Below are 15,601 nucleotides of genomic sequence, written 5' to 3'. Positions count from 1 at the left end.
TCGTTGTCCCTCATCTCACTCCACGTCTAGTGTAGAGGAATCAACTCAGAGAAAAGTAGAAGATTTAGCAGAAGATTTATATCTATCGTAATTTGGAAAGAAGGGATGGAATTGATTCGATCGCACGTTTTCATTTCTGGGCAAGTCCAGGGAGTCGGCTACCGTTTTTCTACTCAAAAGATAGCCACTCAATTGGGGCTAAACGGCTGGGTTCGCAATCTCCCCGATGGGCGCGTCGAGGCCGTCTTTGAAGGCGAAAAACAAACCATTGAGGCGATGCTGAAGTGGTGTGAAACTGGGCCGAGAATGGCGATCGTCCAGCATCTCGAAGTCCATTCTGAATCACCCGAACATCTCCAAGGCTTCCCGATCAAACGATGAGTGACGCTGAATAAATGTCGAATTTAGTGAATTCTGCGCTCCGGTTACAAATTCGGCAGCCCCCTAAATCCCCCACGAGTGAGGGACTTTGAGTAAAACTCTTGTCTTAAAGTCCCTTAGAATTGGCAGCTTGGGGAGTAGAAGATGTGAACACCGAAGCGAAAAAACTTCATCAAACTCACACTTTCTACTCATCCCTCCTCGCGAAGCGGATTACCCCAAAAGGGGAACAGATCATCGAAATTCTCCCTCATCCCTGCTTAGAATTTTGATTTGACAAATGTTGCCAATCGCTCTAGACCTCGCTCGATCGTCGTCATGTCAGTTGCGTAAGACAAGCGAATGTGGTCATCGGCGGCAAAGGCAATTCCTGGAATCACGGCGACTTGCTGTTCGCTTAATAACCCATCACAAAATTCAAGCGAAGATAGTCCCAGCTTGCTGATGTTGATGAATACGTAGAAGGCACCATTAGGCTTTACACAGGTCAAACCAGGGATCGCATCGATCAGCCCTAAAATCGCGAGGCGGCGTTCTGCAAAGGCGAGACGCATCTGTTCGACACAATCCTGGGAGCCTTCAAGCGCGGCGATCGCCCCATATTGAGCAAACGTACAAACATTTGAGGTGCTGTGTCCCTGAATCTTGGTCACGGCGGTAATGAGTTCTACGGGAGCCGCCAAATATCCAACCCGCCAGCCTGTCATTGAGTAAGCTTTGGCAAATCCGCTACTGATGATCGTGCGATCGAACACCTCCCGACTCGCCGCCCCAATGCTCAGATGTTCTGCCCCGTCATACAGCAGCTTTTCGTAAATTTCGTCCGAGACGACAAGAATATCGTTATCAACGACGACTTGAGCGATCGCTCTAATTTCATCAGGTGTATAGACAATGCCTGTCGGATTTGAGGGCGAATTGAGTACCAGCAGCCGAGTTTGAGACGTAATCGCATTTTGCAACTGATCGGGCGTGATTTTATATTGACTTTCTGCCGTCGTGGGCACGATTACCGGAGTCCCGCCAGCCAGCTTGACCATTTCGGGATAGCTCACCCAAAAGGGCGCAGGAATAATCACTTCGTCACCCGCCTCGATCAGCGCCATCATCAGGTTATAGAGCGAATGTTTGCCGCCGTTGGTGACAATGATGTTTTCGGGCTGGTAGTTGAGGTGATTGTCGGTTTGTAGCTTGTGGGCGATCGCTTCTCTCAGTCGGGGTTCTCCTGGTGCCGGGCCGTAGCGTGTTTTGCCCTGTTTGAGTGCGGCTTCTGCTGCCGATTTAATGTGTTCGGGCGTATCAAAATCGGGTTCTCCAGCGCTAAAACTGCAAACATCGATTCCGTCACGCTTCATGGCCTTTGCTTTTGCATCGATCGCTAAGGTCAAGGAAGGCGTAACTTGCCCCACACGTCCTGCCAATTTCATGTCAAACCTCAAAAAGTTACTGCGTTTTGCGTCCTGGTGTCTCAATAAAAATTCTCAAAGGCGCTGCACTCGCCCAGCCTTACCAAGCCCCAATTGGACTAAGCAAGAGGTCTTTTATGAAGTGTAGTCCAAGACTGAAACCTACGGAAACGGCACGATCGCAAAAAAAATGAGAAGGAGCCAGCTTTAAGTCTGAAGTTCATGACTTTACCGGATGCCTTCCCATTTTTATCAACCTGATCCATAGCGATTTCCTGTCAGTCTCAGTCTGTTTTTATCAAAGTAAAACAATACTCTGATAAGCGACCCGTGAATTTTATTCTGTAATCAGGTATACCTCAAAACGCTTAACTCTGCCGCCCGTTGTTAGGCGATCGTGACATCTGGCGAGAGATAGACATCTTGAATCTGATGAAACAACTTGATCCCTTCTTCCATTGGCCGCTGAAATGTTTTGCGACCTGAGATCAAGCCAGTTCCACCCGCTCGCTTGTTGACGACAGCCGTCCGAATCGCTTCCGCAAAGTCATTCTTACCCGATGCGCCCCCTGAATTGATCAGCCCCATCCGTCCTGAGTAACAATTCAACACCTGGTAGCGGGTGAGGTCGATCGGGTGATCGGTCGTCAGGTCAGAATAAATCCGGGCGTTGGTTTTGCCGTAGCTGTGTCCCGTTGCTTGGGCGATCGCGCCATAACCATTGTTCACTTCGGGCAGTTTTTGTTTGATGATGTCGGCTTCGATCGTCACGCCCAAATGGTTCGCTTGACCCGTTAGATCACCCGCTAGGTGATAATCTTTGTCTTGCTGAAACGCTGGATTTCTCAGATAGCACCAGAGAATGGTTGCCATTCCCAGTTCGTGAGCGCGAGCAAAGGCTCGACTGACTTCTTGAATTTGGCGGGTCGATTCGGGTGAGCCAAAGTAGATGGTTGCGCCGACTGCGACTGATCCCAGATTCCAGGCTTGCTCGACCGAAGCGAACATAATCTGATCAAACTGATTGGGATACGTCAGCAACTCATTGTGGTTGAGCTTGGTGATAAAGGGAATGCGGTGAGCATATTTGCGAGAAACACTGCCCAAAACGCCCAACGTCGTCGCAACTGCATTACAGCCTGCCTCGATCGCCAGTTTGATAATACTCTCGCTGTCAAAGTAAATGGGATTGGGCGCAAACGATGCCCCAGCAGAATGCTCAATCCCCTGATCAACGGGCAAAATCGAGAGATAGCCAGTATTGCCCAACCGTCCAAACGAGTAAAGTTGTTGGAGACTTCGCAACACCTGGGGAGAACGATCGCTGATACTAAAAATGCGATCGACAAAATCGGGGCCCGGTAGATGCAGTAAATCTTTAGAAACTTTTGCCTTGTGGGTCAGCAAATCTTCGGCTTCATCACCCAGCCAGGACTCGATCGACTGAGGTGCAGAGAGTGTAGCGGTCATTGCACAAAACCTCTATAGAAGGGATGAGGGATGAAGGAGAACTTCGATGATCTGTTCCCCCTTTGGGGGTAATCCGCTCCGCGAGGAGGGATGAATCAAACCCTTCAAGCCTTCTTTAATCTAGCGTCTGTGTAGAATTTTGCTTGCGTCTTTAGTCAGGAAAACAGCCAAGATAGAAAGATTCGGTTTGGGGTTGTCTTGATGAAGGTGCGATCGGCGTGGGTGACTTTAGCGGCAACAGATTTTGAGCGATCGCTTCAGTTTTACCGCTCTCTTTTGAATCAAGATCCGATTTCTCAGATTGCTAACACTTACGCTGAGTTTGCGATCGCAGGCTTACGACTCGGAATCTACAAACCCAGACCTAAAGAACTGTTGTTGTCAGAAGTAACCGATCGCTCCTTTCCCATTCTCAGCTTTTGTTTGGAGGTTGAAGATTTGCAAGTGGCGATCGCCCATTTATCTGAGTTGAATTGTCCCCTTGGAGAAGTCATCACCGCCGCCCACGGGCAAGAAATCTATGCTTACGATCCCGATGGCAATCGCTTGATCTTCTTTCAGCCTGCATAAATTCCGAAATCAAGACTGAATTAATAGGAAGGATTGAGAACGCTGGACTCCTGGCAGGTAACTCGAAGAGATCAATCTTGCTTTTGTGTGAGTTTGATAGAAGTTTTTTCGCTTCGATGTTTGAATCTTCTGCCCCCCAACCCCCCAATTCTGGGGGACTTTAAGACAAGAGCTTTGGTTCAAAGTTTTCTGCTTGGGGAGATTTAGGAGGCCGTGGAAGATTTAGGAGTCCGTGGATTTGTAGCCGAGACGAAGAAGTTCATAAAACTCAACGCTTCTAATCTCTAGAACCTACATCCTGAGAAGGATTTGAAGTTTGTGAGAAATTGTTACATAGATTAATACTCGTTTAATATAGTCTTTGAGAAGGGTGAAGGAAAATTATGGAACAAACCACACGACTTGATTTAGTCACATTCTTAAAAGAAGAACTCGCACTGCCTGCCCCCGCGATCGACCTTGCTCTGCGCCAATCTCAGCAAAATACGACCGTGCTGCCGATGATTTTGTGGCAATACGGTTTGGTCACGCTAACTCAGCTTGATCAGATTTTTGATTGGTTAGAAAAGCTTTGAGTTCACGGCTCAGACGACTTTACACTCTAATAATTCACCGAATACATCCGCCCATTGCGAATTTGCACGACGGGATGGTTTGACAGCCGAATCAAACTTTCGTCATGAGTCGTGACAATGACTGTAATCCCAATTTGATTGAGCTTTTTGAGAATTTTGATCACCTGCCACGAGTTGTCAGGGTCAAGGTTTCCGGTTGGCTCGTCGGCTAAAAGAATGGGAGGTGTGCCCACGATCGCCCGTGCAATACTCACCCTTTGCTGCTCTCCGCCCGACAACTCTTCAGGAAAACACTCCGCTTTGTGTGTCAGCCCCACCATTTTGAGAGCAGGCTGTAGCCGTCGATGAATTTCCTTGCGCGTGTAGCCCTGCGCCCAGAGAACAAACGAAATATTCTCCGTCACCGTCCGCCGTGGAATCAGCTTGTAGTCTTGAAACACAATCCCAATCCGGCGGCGCAAATGAGAAAGCCGATCGCCCCGCAGTTTGGTCAGCGAATCTTGATCCACAATCACTTCACCTTGCGAAGCCCGCTCCTCTCCATACAAAAGTTTAAGCAAGGTTGACTTTCCAGAACCAGACGGGCCCGTAATGAATAAAAAATCGCCCCGCTTCACAGTCAGATTGACCTCGATTAGCGCTTGACTGCCGTTGCGATAAAGCTTGCTAACATTGCGTAATTGAATAATGCTCTCAGCCGTCTGAGTCTGGCTAACGGGACGATCGCTCAAAACCTGTGTCATAAAATCATTGCTCCAGTTTCTTGCTGACCGGATTTTTTTGGGTAAATCGATAGACGATCGCTCGCCAAGCAAACTTAGGTAAAGCCAGCATTCGTCGCCAGCGCCAGGGTTCTTGATAGAGCCGATAGAGCCATTCCAGGTGATTGTCTGCTAACCAGGCAGGGGCGCGCGATTTGGTGCCAGCCCAGATATCAAAACTGCCGCCCACACCAACCCAGACCGCATTGGGGCAGAGGTGACGATGTTGAGCAATCCACAATTCTTGACGTGGCACGCCCAACCCCACAAAGATTAAACGAGGTTGCAGCGTTTGTAACATTTCCAAAAAAATCGGCTCCTCTGCGGGGGTGAGATAGCCGTGTTGAGTGCCCACGATCGCTAATCCTGGCATCTGTTTTTGTAGAACTTGGGCCGCTTGCTCTGCGACACCCGGAGCGCCTCCATAAAAGAGGACTGACCAATGGGAGGGGTGAGGCGTGAGGCGTGAGGAGTGAGGAGTGAGGGATTGAAGGTCGGTGTTAAATCGGGCGGATTGTTTAAGCAGAGCTTCTGATAGCTCAATACCTGGGCAGCGGGTGACTTGTTTGCCGTGAAGTTTGAGATAGAGCACCACACCGGCCCCATCGGGGATGACCAGTTCTGCATGGTGAATGATCTCGGCCAGCGGGGGATTGTATTCGGCTTGCATGGTCATCTCAGCGTTGAGCGTTACCACATGACAGCCTTTTTGTTGATGTAGCCGATCGACCAACCACCCTGGATAGTCATCTACTAAATGAATTGGCAGACCCAAAACCGATAGTCCGGCTGACATTGTTTTGCTCACGGTTTTGCTCACGATCGTGTCTCATCTCAGGCTTCTCAGGCAATGGATTATAGCCCAAGATCAGAGTAGAACGATCGCTTTGTGGTTGAAGGATAAAAGATGGTGAGAATCGCTTCTATCAATAGAGCACAACGATCGAGGGATTCTTTGAGCGATCGACGTAAATTCAGACGTGAATTCAATAAAAAAATTTTGCTTCGGTGTTGAAATCTTCTGCCCCCACCCCCCAATTCTGCTACCGTGTACACACAAGTCGTTGTCGCTTCGTTTCAGGCGGCTTCAGCCCCCTAAATCCCCCATTCTGGGGGACTTTGACCAAGGAAAGATTTCCAAAGTTCAAAGCCAGGACGACGGCTCAAAGTCCCCCATTTTTGGGGGATTTAGGGGGCGAAGGATCTCAGCAATGACAGTTCGATCGACGTGTGTGTACACGGCAGCAATTCTGGGAGACTTTAAGGCAAGAGCGGTTCATTTCAAAGTCCTTCACTTGTGGGGAATTTGGGGGGCTGACCCGATTCACAACCGAAGCGAGAAATTCCATCCAATCCAGACCTGACTAAGGATCACAGGTTGCCGGAACTGTGGATGTATTGGGTTTGGTACACAGTGGCCCCAGACCAGCCGGAAGAACGGGACGAGTGATAAATGCTAGAGGGCCAGCTTTCTGTTCGCCGTTGAAGGGAGTCGGTTTAGACGGGTCAAATCCACAGTCCTTAGCGTCTTCAGGATTGTTGAACCAGAACCCTAGATGAAATGTTTTGGTCGGTTTGAGACCAACCGCAGAATCAAACCCAAAAATCTGATCCAAAAGAATTGTCTTAACTGTCGTATTGCCAGGTCGCAGATCTGACTGATACCAGACGAGTCCAAAGCCTTTGAAGTTGGGATCGAGACTACCGTCGGCAAGTTGTAGACTGTTCTCAAGCGAAAACAAATCAAATTGAAGACCCGGCTTAAAGCCTTTGAGCGTCACTTTCATCGTGTCGTTGCGACTGCCCCGTGTCACCGCCACATCAACAGTTGGAGTCACGTAGGGATCAGCCGCCATACACTTCACAAACTGCTGGACTGGATAAAGCTGAAACTTGACCTCTGGCACTTCTTGAGCCTGAACCTGGTAACTTAGGGTCGTAGCAGCGATCGCCAAAAAGCTAGTCGTCAAGGCAGCGCTTCTTTTCAATATGGGGGGTAGATGATACGACATGGAAACCTCTTAAGATGAATTGAACTAAGTCAAACTTCGTGACCAGAGGATTACACGTCGATCGGTTTACGTTTATGCAGCGGTCTTTTGCAGGTGACTGAAAGAGATCACGCCCCCCAAAAACAATTTCTTGAATGTTATAGTTTCAGGATTCCATAAGTACCGTTATGTGCCCTTCTAAATCACCCTTTGACATCGCAGAAAAGGCGGGACGGCTCCACAAAACTGAGTACTCATCCCGCATAGAATTTGCGAAAAGTTATGCGTTTGCAATTTGTGTAGGGTCGGCTTGCTTGTGCATGGGATTAAAGTAGGTGAGGAGAATTGGATTGCGATCGGGGCCTATTTTGACTTGAGTCCCATGACGTAATAGGTAGCCCTCTCTGGTTGTGACGCGGGTTTCATTCACGAAATTACCATTAGCGCTAGGAGTTTCTTGATCACCATCGTAGAGACGGTAGTCTGATCCTTCTTTGCGAAGGACGGCATGGTGTCGAGAGATTAAGCTCCAACTGTTGGGAATCTCAAAATTTGACCAGTCTGAATCTCGTCCTAGATGGTAGACCTCTTCTCCTAAATAAAACTGAAGGTCTTGATCTTTGTAGCTAAATTCAATAAATGGTTTGAGATTTACTTTGGTTGGGTCAGGATTGCCAGGACGAGTTTTGGGACGGTTATCGTTGTTGGTACGATCAAAAGAATCAGCTTCAGGCGGGTGAGAGACTAGCTGTAATTGGGGCGGACGACGTAAGAGAAGGTAGGCGATCGTCGGAATCCCCAGCAAACCCACCCCAGCTAGCAATATCCAAGGTAATAGCGGGTTGTCTGGGTGCAAAGCCGATTCTGCTTGATTCTTTTGAATCTTTGTGGCAATCTTTGAGTACTGTGGAAATAAAGATTGGACTTGTTTAAGTAATGCATCCGCTTGCGAGTATTCTCCTTTCCAGAAAGAATCTAGCGCACTGCGATATTTTTGAGAAGTTTCCCCCTGATTATTGGGAACATTAATAAACCCTTTAATTGTGCGTGCAGGAGTGGCAGTCGTGTAGCTACTACCAACACCAGTTACCATTCCAAGGACTTCACCATTCGCATTCAGTACTGGGCTGCCTAACATACCGTACTGCAATCTTTGATCAATCAGTAGGGTAGTGATATTGTCTTGGGTTGGTGTACTCGAAATAGATCTGTCTGAAATACTCGAATCCAGTTGCCTTTTTTCATTTAAAAAGTTTCTGACAAACTCCAATTCAGTTTTTTTTCTGTTAGCTCTGGCCTTGTCTGGATCAAATAGCTCTGCATCTGGGGCATAGCCAAATACCCATACACTACCCTGAAGTCCTGCTGGATCAGAGTCAGCAAACTTCAGTGCAGGTGCATTTGTAACATTAACCTTGATGAGCGCAACATTCTCGCTTTTCGTTCCCGTTCCGCTAACTGATTTAAGGGTAAAGGGAAGTCTTTCTCCGCCCGAAAAAATAACATCACTAGAGTATTGGATGGCTTCATCTTCTAGCTCAATTACTTTTCCGTTTCCTGGTTCAGCTACTCCCCTGTCCATCAAAGATTTTTTAATGTCTTCCCTCTCCCCAGTAGTAAGCTCCCTTTGCTTATCCTTGTCTGGAACTGTAATGCCTTTAAGAATACTATCTATCAATTTACTTCTACATTTTGCCCTATCATCAAATTGTTGAGCAAACTGCCCCAAAACTGCACTTGTTACAAGATATCCATCCGGGTTGATAAAGTAACCCGTTCCCAAGTAATAACCATCTGATTCGTTTGTAGGGTAGTCGCCTCTAACTTCTTCATTAGGTTTATCTGGCTTTTCCCTTTTTGTAGGATAATAATAGTACTCGGCAAAGCAGGCTACTGCTACACGAACCACTGCTGGTTCAGAATACTCTCGAAGTTTCTGTTTTAGATCTGGTTGTTGCGGTTTTTGAGTAAAAAGTGATTGAGAACAAGCCGTTAACAAAAGAACTGGGGCAACAAACGGGAAACGAAATTTCTTGGGCATGATGATATCTCCAAATTGTGATGGTGCAACCTTCGGAGCTTGCAATTCGTAACTTTTCGTCTACTAGAGCTATTCTTTTCATCATCTACTGAGAATTTCTCTGTATTATATGTTGTTCAACAAAATTTAAGAAATGCACCAGTAATTTTAAGTTGTACTCAGCAGAGATTGCCATCAAAATCTAGCAATCTTTGCCTTCTGTTAGCGAGTCAGAAGAGAGTCTGTAGTTCTTAGAAGGGTGTACTAAAATAACCATAACGCTTGAGCATTTGTCGATACCATGAAAGATTTTTTCATCAGCTACACGGGCGAAGATAGAGCTTGGGCGGAATGGATTGCCTGGACTTTAGAGGAAGCAGGATACTTGGTGGTGATTCAGGCATGGGATTTTCGACCAGGCGGCAATTTCGTACTAGACATGCAGCGCGCAATGGCTGAAGCGAGTCGTACGATTGCTGTTCTATCACTACTCTATTTGCAAAAACCTTTTCCACAGTCGGAGTGGGCCGCCGCTTTTGCTCAAGACCCAACTAGCCAAGAGCGAAAGCTTCTTCCAGTGAGAGTTGAGGACTGCAATCCACCCGGAATACTGAGGCAGATTGTCCATATAGACATCTTTGACTGTAATGAAGCAGAGGCACAGCAAAGGCTGCTATCAGCCGTGAAAGACGGTCGTATGAAACCTCAACTAAAACCCATCTTTCCAGTACCTCAACTAAGACCCAGCTTTCCAGGCAAAGTATTTGAGCAGCGACAAGTCCCAGAGCGTGTACCATTTCCAACAGATCGTTCAACAGAGCTGGAAAGACCACCGAAGCCTCCTAAGAGAAAAGTTATAGATTGGATATCGCTGGGGTTGAAATGTGTTAATTGGCTGCTTTGGCTTGGGATTGGGAATATCGTCTTGGCATCTAACAGTCGGGGGCAAGCTGAAAATATAACCCTCACATTTGCCATGCTTGGTATTCTGGCCGGAGCCATTGATGGATTAGTTACAGGACTTGCATTACAGCGTAGCAACTCTTCCATTCAACGACAATCTTTTTTCCTGTTAGTCACAGTTGGAGGAGCGATCGTAGGGACAATTTGGGCATTTGCAGGCCATCAAAAAAGTAATCCCCTCACAGGTACAGAAGTTACAGTTTTTGCAATGTTCCTTGGTGCAATGTTCTGTGAAGTGACAGTTTGGGTAATCGGTCAAAAATTACTCAAAAACTAAGTCACTTCACACAAGACATTCACTCCTTCAAAGGTTCTGTGGGTGTATTGTCCTCAATTGCCAACGCATTAGATAGCTGTTCTAGTACTTCTTGACCATTGCTCTTAGGTTGCAGGGTAAATAGTAAGCCGTCATAAGGTGAAATATCTCCGCAGCCACCAGCCTCCTTAGTCGTAGCGCAGATAACAACCTGTCCGTTCAGCTTGCCACTGGTGAGGTAGACTAACTGGTTAGCTTTGTTGTATTCTTCAAATCTTGCAGAGACTTGCTTGCATCGCGTTTGGGGGTCAAATCCCTTGGCATTAAATGCTGTCGAAGTCCAAAGGATTACTCCCAACTCACGGTTGTTCAATTTAGCAATGGTTTTAGGAGTTCCGTTGTCGCTGCCACAAACAAACGTTAGCTGCCCCAATTTATTCAGTTTCTTTGTTCCCTGGCTCTGGTTCATTGTACTAGGGGTACGGGGAGCATCTTCAGGAGGGGAAACGGAAACTGGGGCATCTTCTGCTGAGGTACTAGGCTCAGAGGTACTAGATTCATAAGTTGACGCAACCTCAACTGGCGCACTGATCACTTCCGATGATGTAGATGCAACACTTATCGGTTGAGGTCGCTGGGTAGGTTGCCTCACTACTGTTGGTGTGGAGACAGGTTCTGGCGTGTCGGGAGTTGGTAGTACTGGCGCTTTTTGAGAGAGTAGTTCTGAGTCAGGAGTTGGTAATACTGGAATTCGTTCGGGTTGCTGAATTTCAGGTACCGTACTGGCTGGTTGAGCAGGTATGGAGGGTTCAGTCGTTGTCTGAGGACTAGCTTGCGAAGTTAGAATGTCCTTGCTAGATTGCAATTCCGCCGCCATACTCTGTTGACTGGTCAAACTGAGGAAACTTAAAGTTCCTAACAATACAAGAAAATAATGGTTCCAAAGCTTCATCTTTTTTCCCTAGTTCAGTTATGCGAAATCTTTTACAACTTGCAAGCATAGATTCTTTCAAATCTGCGGTCTCTTGCATCCCACCAAGCAAATTTTGCAGGTAGCTGTCCGGGAGGAGGGCTTTTAAAGTTTGGCTCTTTGTCGTAAATAACGGTCTTTTTACTACCGCTGTACCTTGGTGTAACTAACCATTTTCCTGACGCATCTCTCCAACCCACTCGGACTTGATAAGCCAGTGGAACTTCTTTTGCCTCAATTAGCATTTTCTTTTGTACACTAAACCCTTGAGTTCCCCCAGTAGCATCAACCCAGAGTTTATCGATCGCTTGCAAATCACTACAAGGAAACTGCTCCCACTCTTGCTGATCAAAACGACCCTGCTCCTTTGACTTTTGCCCTGCGCTCTCCAGCATTAGTTTGTAGGTTGCTTGATCGGCTGCTTTGAAATCTTTCTGCTCTAAAGCTTGCTTCAATTCCTTAAAGGGATCGTTATCAACTTGTTCAGTAGAAGGTTTGTCAGAAGGCTGATTAGAGGGAGCGGACTCAGGGGTAGGTTGAACTATAGGACTCGATTCAACCGTAGGCTTAGGCTTGTCTGCCTGCGAAACTAAAATGGGTTGTGAGGTTAAAACACCTTTACTTGTCTGTGCTTCTACATGAGCAACTAAACCATTGCTCAAGCAAATTGAAGCTATCGTTCCAAGAGAAACAATCGAGAAACCGATGCTTGATTTCATTACTTTTCCACCAGTCTAAGGAAGCAGTACAAATTATTTAACTGGATAGCTAGTTGAGGGAAACTACCATGCCAATGGGTGAGACAAGACAAGACTATCAAGAAGCCAACTTAACCTTCCTAAAGTTGCTTTTTTGATACCTCACTTCCCTACAACTTGATCGGCTAGACTTTGCAACTTATGCTTCGGAGCTTGCGAATTTCAGAACGCAACATGACAATACCACACTACTGAGTAGTAATACGTAGCTTTTTCGCTCGATCGTATAATTTAAGAATTTCTTAAAGTTTACAAGCATAGATTCTTTCAAATCTGTGATCCCTTGTATCCCACCAAGCCAGCTTTGCAGGTAGATGACCAGGGGGAGGATTTTGGAAATCGGGTTCTTTTTCGTAAACCACAGTCTGCTCAACTGGTTGATATTTTGGTCTAACTAACCACTTCTCTGTTTCATCTTTCCAACCTACTCGGACTTGATAATCCAGTGGAACTTCTTTTGCCTCAATTAGCATCTTCTTTTGCACACTGAACCCTTGAGTTCCCTGAGTCGCGTCACGCCAAAGCTGATCGATCTTTCCAAGGTCAGGGCAGGAAAAGTTATTCCACTCATTCTCTTCAAACCGTCCCTGCTTTTTGGATTGAGAACCTGCAATCTCTAACATCAGTTCATAAGTAATTTGATCCGCTTCTTTCAAATCTTTTTTTTTCAAAGCTTCCTCTAAATTGATGTAGCCTTCTTTTACCCTCTGGGGATCGCCTGATGGTTGAGGAGTTATTGGTGCAGATGATCCTGGACTTGTCGAAGGAGATGCCGTAGGAGGCGGGTTGACACCAGGAAGTGAGATAATGTTTCCAAGAACAACCATTAGAAGACTCGCTGCAACTGTCCCTCCTGCAACCTTAATTAGTCTCCAATTAAGAGGTTTAGGTTGTAATTCTTGAACCGCTTTTGATGCCTCAGTTGCTGTTTGATAACGGTCTGCGTAATTGACTCGCACCATTTTATTCAGCACTTTAGCCAGCTTTGGGCTAACAGTTGCCAGGTGTTGCCAAGCAAATTCTCCAGTCTTGGAATCGGTTTTCAAATCCTTGGGATGAACTCCTGTGAGTGCTTGAATTGCAATCATGCCAAGGGCATAAAGATCACTATTCAACTTGGGATCACCTCGTTCTTGCTCAGCAGATAAATAACCATAGGTTCCGGCTACAATCGTTCGATTTTTTGGTTCCTGGCTTCCCGTTTCCACAATGCCTTTTTTGACGACACCAAAATCAATCAACACGAGCTTGCGATCGGACTGCCGCCGCATCAAATTATCTGGCTTGATATCTCGATGAATCACTCCCTGCTGATGCACAATCTTCAAAACACTCAGAACCTCAGTTAAAAGCTGAATTACTTTGCTTTCCTGCCAACGATGATTTGCGGGTAATTCAACACTTAATGGGTGCCCAACAATTAATTCCTGTACCAAATAAAACTCTTGATTTTCCTCAAAGGAAGCTAATAATTGGGGAATTTGATCCTGCTTCCCCAGTCCTGCCAGTGTTGCCGCTTCTCGGTCAAATAGTTGTTTAGCAGACTCTAGAAAAACGGGATCACGATTGGCAGGTTTAAGGTGTTTAACCACACACCGAGGTTTAAATCGGTTGTCAAGATCTTCAGCAATGTAGGTTTCGCCAAAGCTGCCCTGTCCCAATTCTTCGATAATTCGGTACCGTCCTCTTAATACCTGACCTATCATGGATGACTTAATCGATCATCGTTTTCTGAACTTCTCATAACATACACAACTTAATCGTTGTAATTTTTGGAGGAAAAAGTACTTAAACTTTAACACTCTATTCGATTTTAGCCATCATTAAGACTCATGCGAGTACAACGCTCAAGTGATTTTTCTCTTTTCTGAATTACAGGGCTGCGGAGCTGATTCATCAGAGATAGAGCAAAAGAGATAAAGCCAATCTTTGACTCGGTGGAACAATTGTTCACAAAGAGGGACACACGCAATGAAAGTATTTAGGCGAATTCTGTTGTTTTTGGTGACGGTCGGCTTGCTGATTGGGCTGTATTCACCCTTGCGGGGATGGGCGGTGCAAAAAGTTACGCCTCGTCCCAATCCACAGGAATTAAAGCAGGCCCTCGATCGCAAAGACATCCCAGCGGCCATTCGACTCGTAGAAACAGGCTGGAAACAGCAGTACGAAGATTATTACCAAGGGCGATTGACGAGCCAACTTTTAGAAGCCGACGCGATCGCTCGCACATTAGGCAGACTTTCGAGTGAAACGGGCAAACGATCGGCGCTCTTTTACATGATTCCGACTCCGACGGCTCTGGAGTTAATTTTGGTATCACCGGGGGCGGCTCCCATTCATCGTCGCGTTTCGGCTGCCAATCGCACAGTGTTGCTGCAAGTGATGCAAGAGTTTCGGTTGGGTGTGGTCAATCGTGAGAGCGATCCGGGTGACTATCTTCCGGCGGCTCGTCAACTTTATAATTGGATGATTGCCCCACTAGAGTCCGAATTAAGGGCACAGCGCATCGATCACCTGATCTTCTGTTTGGGAACTGGTCTGCGGAGTGCGCCTTTAGCAGCCCTGTATGATGGACGACAATTTCTGATTGAGAAGTACAGTTTGGGGATTATTCCGGCGTTTAATCTGCTCGATCGTCGAGCCGCCTCCCTAGCAGGAACTCAAATCTTGGCGATGGGTGCATCAGAATTCAAAAATCAAGCGCCGCTGCCTGCTGTACCAGTTGAGCTTTCTGCCATTACGGGCAATCTTTGGCGAGGTAAATCGCTGCTCAATCAAGACTTTACGCTGGCTAATCTCAAAGCCCAACGCGCTGCGACTCCCTTTGGCATCATTCATCTCGCCACTCATGCAGAATTTTTGCCCGGCGAGGCAGACGAGTCTTATATCCAATTTTGGGATTCTCAACTGAGAATTGATCAGGTTAGGTTTCTCAATTTGCGCGCTCCCGCCGTGCAGTTGTTGGTGTTGAGTGCTTGCCGAACGGCATTGGGCGATCCGCGGGCAGAGTTAGGGTTTGCGGGGTTTGCAGTCCAGTCGGGAGCGCAGGCGGCGATCGCCAGTCTCTGGTCAGTCAGCGATGCGGGGACGCTGGTTTTGATGAGTGAGTTTTATCGTCATCTCAAGACGGCCCCGATCAAGGCCGACGGTTTGCGGCAGGCTCAACTTGATTTGTTGAAAAAGCGGGTAAATCTAAAAACGAGTGTGGCAATGCAAGCGAGAGGCGTGAGGTTGCCGTCTGAGCTAGAAGGGTTTGCGACAACCGATTTGTCTCACCCTTATTATTGGGCAGCGTTTACGGTAATCGGGAATCCGTGGTGAGAGGGACGAGTTTCGATGATCTGTTCCCCCTTTGGGGGTAATCCGCTTCGCGAGGAGGGATAAGGGATGTTATGCCGGGATTCTCTCTGCCCCCGTTAATAAAGACTACCGTGTACACACAAGTCCGGAATCGCTTCGTTTCAATCGGCTTCAGCCCCC

14 protein-coding genes are annotated in these 15,601 nt (G+C 46.9%); 5 read left to right on the top strand and 9 right to left on the bottom strand.

Annotated features, from left to right (window positions below; all coding sequences use genetic code 11):
• The first annotated feature begins 105 nt into the window (after positions 1-105).
• The gene (locus ACJ2PR_RS16090) at positions 106-381 is read left to right on the top strand and encodes an acylphosphatase (protein WP_446858538.1); all 276 of its coding nucleotides are present in this window, start codon (positions 106-108) and stop codon (positions 379-381) included.
• A gap of 260 nt (positions 382-641) precedes the next feature.
• Here ACJ2PR_RS16090 and ACJ2PR_RS16085 read toward each other — a convergent pair whose 3' ends face one another.
• Together ACJ2PR_RS16085 and ACJ2PR_RS16080 are read right to left on the bottom strand one after the other, a co-directional pair.
• Positions 642-1,808: a pyridoxal phosphate-dependent aminotransferase gene (locus ACJ2PR_RS16085; protein ID WP_446877744.1), complete on the bottom strand. Its 1,167-nt coding sequence runs from the start codon at positions 1,806-1,808 to the stop codon at positions 642-644.
• 366 nt (positions 1,809-2,174) lie between these two features.
• Positions 2,175-3,257 carry a class I fructose-bisphosphate aldolase gene (locus tag ACJ2PR_RS16080; RefSeq protein WP_446877743.1) on the bottom strand — a complete coding sequence of 361 codons (1,083 nt, stop codon included), beginning with the start codon at positions 3,255-3,257 and terminating at the stop codon, positions 2,175-2,177.
• Positions 3,258-3,458: 201 nt separating this feature from the next.
• Here ACJ2PR_RS16080 and ACJ2PR_RS16075 point away from each other — a divergent pair, with 201 nt between their 5' ends.
• On the top strand, positions 3,459-3,827 hold the full coding sequence (locus tag ACJ2PR_RS16075; RefSeq protein ID WP_446877742.1) for a VOC family protein: 369 nt from the start codon (positions 3,459-3,461) through the stop codon (positions 3,825-3,827).
• A gap of 383 nt (positions 3,828-4,210) precedes the next feature.
• Complete coding sequence (locus tag ACJ2PR_RS16070) at positions 4,211-4,402, top strand: DUF2949 domain-containing protein (RefSeq protein ID WP_446858544.1); 192 nt, start codon at positions 4,211-4,213, stop codon at positions 4,400-4,402.
• Positions 4,403-4,428: 26 nt separating this feature from the next.
• Here the strand turns inward: ACJ2PR_RS16070 and ftsE are convergent, their stop codons facing one another.
• The 4 genes from ftsE to ACJ2PR_RS16050 all read right to left on the bottom strand — a co-directional run bounded on the left by ftsE (position 4,429) and on the right by ACJ2PR_RS16050 (position 9,195).
• Positions 4,429-5,145: a cell division ATP-binding protein FtsE gene (gene ftsE / locus ACJ2PR_RS16065; RefSeq protein WP_446858545.1), complete on the bottom strand. Its 717-nt coding sequence runs from the start codon at positions 5,143-5,145 to the stop codon at positions 4,429-4,431.
• Between the two features lie 4 nt (positions 5,146-5,149).
• Positions 5,150-5,983, bottom strand: coding sequence for a WecB/TagA/CpsF family glycosyltransferase (locus ACJ2PR_RS16060; protein ID WP_446877741.1), 834 nt, complete (start codon positions 5,981-5,983; stop codon positions 5,150-5,152).
• Positions 5,984-6,527: 544 nt separating this feature from the next.
• Entirely contained in the window at positions 6,528-7,175 is a 648-nt protein-coding gene (locus tag ACJ2PR_RS16055) for a hypothetical protein (RefSeq protein ID WP_446858547.1), read from the bottom strand.
• A gap of 259 nt (positions 7,176-7,434) precedes the next feature.
• On the bottom strand, positions 7,435-9,195 hold the full coding sequence (locus ACJ2PR_RS16050; protein WP_446877740.1) for an FHA domain-containing protein: 1,761 nt from the start codon (positions 9,193-9,195) through the stop codon (positions 7,435-7,437).
• A 280-nt stretch (positions 9,196-9,475) separates the two neighbouring features.
• Between ACJ2PR_RS16050 and ACJ2PR_RS16045 the strand changes: the two genes are divergently transcribed.
• Positions 9,476-10,414 (top strand): toll/interleukin-1 receptor domain-containing protein, encoded by a 939-nt coding sequence (locus ACJ2PR_RS16045; protein WP_446877739.1) that lies wholly within the window; start codon positions 9,476-9,478, stop codon positions 10,412-10,414.
• 19 nt (positions 10,415-10,433) lie between these two features.
• Here ACJ2PR_RS16045 and ACJ2PR_RS16040 read toward each other — a convergent pair whose 3' ends face one another.
• The 3 genes from ACJ2PR_RS16040 to ACJ2PR_RS16030 all read right to left on the bottom strand — a co-directional run bounded on the left by ACJ2PR_RS16040 (position 10,434) and on the right by ACJ2PR_RS16030 (position 13,827).
• Entirely contained in the window at positions 10,434-11,345 is a 912-nt protein-coding gene (locus ACJ2PR_RS16040) for a COP23 domain-containing protein (RefSeq protein WP_446877738.1), read from the bottom strand.
• Positions 11,346-11,377: 32 nt separating this feature from the next.
• The gene (locus ACJ2PR_RS16035; RefSeq protein ID WP_446877737.1) at positions 11,378-12,082 is read right to left on the bottom strand and encodes a GUN4 domain-containing protein; all 705 of its coding nucleotides are present in this window, start codon (positions 12,080-12,082) and stop codon (positions 11,378-11,380) included.
• Positions 12,083-12,363: 281 nt separating this feature from the next.
• Complete coding sequence (locus ACJ2PR_RS16030) at positions 12,364-13,827, bottom strand: protein kinase domain-containing protein (RefSeq protein WP_446877736.1); 1,464 nt, start codon at positions 13,825-13,827, stop codon at positions 12,364-12,366.
• A 265-nt stretch (positions 13,828-14,092) separates the two neighbouring features.
• Here ACJ2PR_RS16030 and ACJ2PR_RS16025 point away from each other — a divergent pair, with 265 nt between their 5' ends.
• Positions 14,093-15,442 carry a CHAT domain-containing protein gene (locus tag ACJ2PR_RS16025; protein ID WP_446858553.1) on the top strand — a complete coding sequence of 450 codons (1,350 nt, stop codon included), beginning with the start codon at positions 14,093-14,095 and terminating at the stop codon, positions 15,440-15,442.
• The last annotated feature ends 159 nt before the right edge of the window (positions 15,443-15,601 follow it).

The organism is Phormidesmis sp. 146-33 (assembly GCF_052939515.1).
This window is presented reverse-complemented; position numbering and strand designations above follow the sequence as displayed.

Bases quoted from the DNA above. Each gene is read 5' to 3' on its own strand.
- ACJ2PR_RS16075 (WP_446877742.1), top strand. From the start codon at position 3,459: ATGAAGGTGCGATCGGCGTGGGTGACTTTAGCGGCAACAGATTTTGAG.
- ftsE (WP_446858545.1), bottom strand. From the start codon at position 5,145: ATGACACAGGTTTTGAGCGATCGTCCCGTTAGCCAGACTCAGACGGCT.
- ACJ2PR_RS16055 (WP_446858547.1), bottom strand. From the start codon at position 7,175: ATGTCGTATCATCTACCCCCCATATTGAAAAGAAGCGCTGCCTTGACG.
- ACJ2PR_RS16050 (WP_446877740.1), bottom strand. From the start codon at position 9,195: ATGCCCAAGAAATTTCGTTTCCCGTTTGTTGCCCCAGTTCTTTTGTTA.
- ACJ2PR_RS16030 (WP_446877736.1), bottom strand. From the start codon at position 13,827: ATGATAGGTCAGGTATTAAGAGGACGGTACCGAATTATCGAAGAATTG.
- ACJ2PR_RS16045 (WP_446877739.1), top strand. From the start codon at position 9,476: ATGAAAGATTTTTTCATCAGCTACACGGGCGAAGATAGAGCTTGGGCG.
- ACJ2PR_RS16025 (WP_446858553.1), top strand. From the start codon at position 14,093: ATGAAAGTATTTAGGCGAATTCTGTTGTTTTTGGTGACGGTCGGCTTG.
- ACJ2PR_RS16070 (WP_446858544.1), top strand. From the start codon at position 4,211: ATGGAACAAACCACACGACTTGATTTAGTCACATTCTTAAAAGAAGAA.
- ACJ2PR_RS16035 (WP_446877737.1), bottom strand. From the start codon at position 12,082: ATGAAATCAAGCATCGGTTTCTCGATTGTTTCTCTTGGAACGATAGCT.
- ACJ2PR_RS16090 (WP_446858538.1), top strand. From the start codon at position 106: ATGGAATTGATTCGATCGCACGTTTTCATTTCTGGGCAAGTCCAGGGA.
- ACJ2PR_RS16085 (WP_446877744.1), bottom strand. From the start codon at position 1,808: ATGAAATTGGCAGGACGTGTGGGGCAAGTTACGCCTTCCTTGACCTTA.
- ACJ2PR_RS16080 (WP_446877743.1), bottom strand. From the start codon at position 3,257: ATGACCGCTACACTCTCTGCACCTCAGTCGATCGAGTCCTGGCTGGGT.
- ACJ2PR_RS16040 (WP_446877738.1), bottom strand. From the start codon at position 11,345: ATGAAGCTTTGGAACCATTATTTTCTTGTATTGTTAGGAACTTTAAGT.